Raw genomic sequence first — 2,750 nt, forward strand, 5'->3', positions numbered from 1 at the left:
GGGGCCGGCCCGTCCCCCCGGGAGCGGGCCGGCCCCGGGGGTCAGGCCGGGATCAGGCGCTCCAGCACGTCCTGCACGGTGGCCGGGAGCAGGACCGCCTTGTAGCCGGTCCGGGGGAGCGGGGCGCACCGGTCGGGCAGGCCGGCCACCGCGGCCGCGACGGCCTCGGCCGTCAGCGGGCCGCCGGTCAGCGCCTCCTCCACCTCCGGCAGCCGCAGCGGGGTGCGTGCCACCCCGCCGACCGCCACCGCCGCCGACGCCACCCGCGCGCCGTCGAACACCACGCGCGCCACCGCCTCCACCAGCGGCCACTCCGCCCGGGAGCGGGCGGTCGCCCTGCGGTAGGCGGCGGCCTCACCCGCGGCGGGCACCGGCAGCTCCACCGCCACCAGCAGCGCCCCCGGCTCCAGCACGTGGTCCCGGGTGGGGTCGGCCGCGTCGTACAGCGCGGCGACCGGGCGCGGCCCGGCGCCCTCCACCGCCACCCGGGCGTCGTAGGCCAGCAGCGCCGCCGCCAGCGACGACGGGTGCGGCGCCACGCACGGCCCCGGGTCGACGACGGTCCCGTAGCGGTGGTCGCCGGCGTGGGCCGGGCAGGTGTCGCCGCCGTCCTGCAGGCAGCGGAACGCGGGGTTGCGGAAGTACCAGCAGCGGTTGCGCTGCAGCAGGTTCCCGCCCACCGTCGCGGTGGCGCGGATCTGCGGCGTGGCGAGCGCGGCCGCCGTGGCCGTGAGCGCCGGGTAGGCGGCGCGCAGCCGCGCGTCGGCGGCGACCTCGGCGACCGTGGTGGTCGCGCCGACGAGCGCCGAGCCGTCGGCGCGCCAGGTCACGCCGCGCAGCCCGGCCACCCGGCCCAGGTCGGTGAACGGCCCGGCGTCCGCGCGGTGCGCGGCGCGGGCCATGACGTCGGTGCCGCCGGCGCGCGCCTCGGTGGCGCCGCCGCGCAGGGCGGCGGCGGCACCGGCGATGTCGGTGGGGGCGGTCATGCGCGGATCCCTTCGAGCAGGCGGTCGGGCCGGATGGGCAGGTCGAGCGGGCGCCAGCCGGTGGCGGCGCGCACGGCGTTGGCGACGGCGGCCGCCACCCCCACCGTGGAGATCTCGCCGAGGCCGACCCCGCCCCCGGTGACGTGGTCCCAGCCGTCGGGGTGGAAGTAGACCTCGGTCTCCGGGACGTCGCCCATCCCGGGGATGCGGTAGTCCTCCAGGTTGTCGGTGAGCACCGTGCCGGTGACGGGGTCGGCCAGGCGCTGCTCGTACAGCGCGTAGCCGACGCCCTGCACGACGCCGCCCGTGACCTGGTTGCGGGCCGGCCGCTCGGCGTAGACGCGGCCCACCGACAGGCCCGCCCAGCAGCGCAGCGGGCGCACGGTCCCCAGCAGGGTGTCCACCTCGACCTCCATGAGGTGCACCGACCCGGCCAGGCCGCGGCCGATCGCCGCGTTGTCGGCGACCGGGAACGGGGTCAGGTAGCCGCCGCGGTCGCGGCGGCGCACCCCGGTCACCCGCACGCCCTCGGCGTCCGCGAGCACCGCCGGGGGCAGCGGCCCCGAGGCGGGCGCCCCGGGCACCCGCTCGCGTACGGCCGCGCGCAGCCGGTGGGCGGCGTCCTCGGCCGCCGGGCCGATGGAGGCGGTGCTCCGGCTGCCGGTGGACGACGGGCCGTGCGCGTAGCCGCTGTGCCCGACCTCCACCCGCACCCGGTCGGCGGGCAGGCCCAGCACGGTGCGCACCGATCCGGCGATCACCGAGCGGGCGCCGGTGCCGATGTCCTGCACGGCGCAGCGGGCCACCACGGTGCCGTCCTCGACCGCCAGGTCGACGCGCGTCGCCGGGTCGGCCATGTACTGCCAGTTGCCGGCGGCCGCCCCGACCCCGCGCCGGAAGCGGCCCGTGCCCGGGTCGCGCGGCCGGTCCCGCCACAGCGGGTGGGCGGCGGCCCGCTCGTACAGGGCGTGCCGCTTGCGGTTGCCGTCCCAGCCCCGGCGCAGCTCCAGCGGGTCCCGGGCCAGGCGGACGGCCATCTCGTCCACGGCCTGCTCCAGGGCCCAGGCCAGCGGCGCCCCGCCGGGCCCCCGGAACGGGGCGCCGGGCGGGTGGTGGGTGACGACGTCGAAGTCGCGCAGCCGCCGGGGCGCCCGCCCGTAGATCAGGTTGCCGAGCACGGCGACGGCCGACCCGATGGACACCCCGCCGTGGCCGGTGGTGTCCATGCTCAGCGCGGCCAGCCGGCCGTCGTCGCCGGCGAGCAGCGCCAGTTCGGTGCGGGTGCCGGGCCGCAGCCCGGCGTCGACCAGCTCCTCGGAGCGGTCGAACACCAGGCGCACCGGGGCGCCGGTGGTCCGGGCCAGCTCCACGGCGCCGACGACCTCCGCCGACAGCCCCGACTTGGCGCCGAACCCGCCGCCGACGTGCTCGGCGGTGACGTGCACGCGGGAGCGGTCCAGCCCCCACCTCTCGGCGGCGAGGTCGGCGACGGCGGCCACGCGCTGCGTGGACAGGTGCAGGTGCAAATCGCCCGCCGCGTCGAAGCGGGCGACGCAGGCGTGCGGCTCCAGCGGGGTGTGCGACTGCGCGGCGGTGGTGAACACCGCGGTGAACAGCCGGGGGTCGCCCGCCTTCGCGGCGGCCGCGATGCGGCGCACCGCGGTGCCGGAGCGCAGGCTGAACCCTGACGGGCCGCGCACGTTGCCGGTCCACCGGCCCGGCAGGGTCGCGCCCTCGCTGCTGGAGGGGGCGGCCCGCCGCTCC

General features: G+C 79.6%; 2 protein-coding genes. Both read right to left on the reverse strand.

Features of this window, described 5'->3' with window-relative positions:
• Positions 1-41 precede the first annotated feature (41 nt).
• Entirely contained in the window at positions 42-986 is a 945-nt protein-coding gene (locus tag NT8_RS27810) for an FAD binding domain-containing protein (RefSeq protein ID WP_067976000.1), read from the reverse strand.
• A partial coding sequence (locus NT8_RS27815) for a xanthine dehydrogenase family protein molybdopterin-binding subunit (protein WP_067976002.1) occupies positions 983-2,750 on the reverse strand: 1,768 nt, incomplete at its 5' end. The genes NT8_RS27815 and NT8_RS27810, both read right to left, overlap by 4 nt.

It is taken from the genome of Nocardiopsis trehalosi NBRC 14201 (genome assembly GCF_001552555.1).
GTDB classification, from domain to species: Bacteria; Actinomycetota; Actinomycetes; order Streptosporangiales; family Streptosporangiaceae; genus Nocardiopsis_B; species Nocardiopsis_B trehalosi.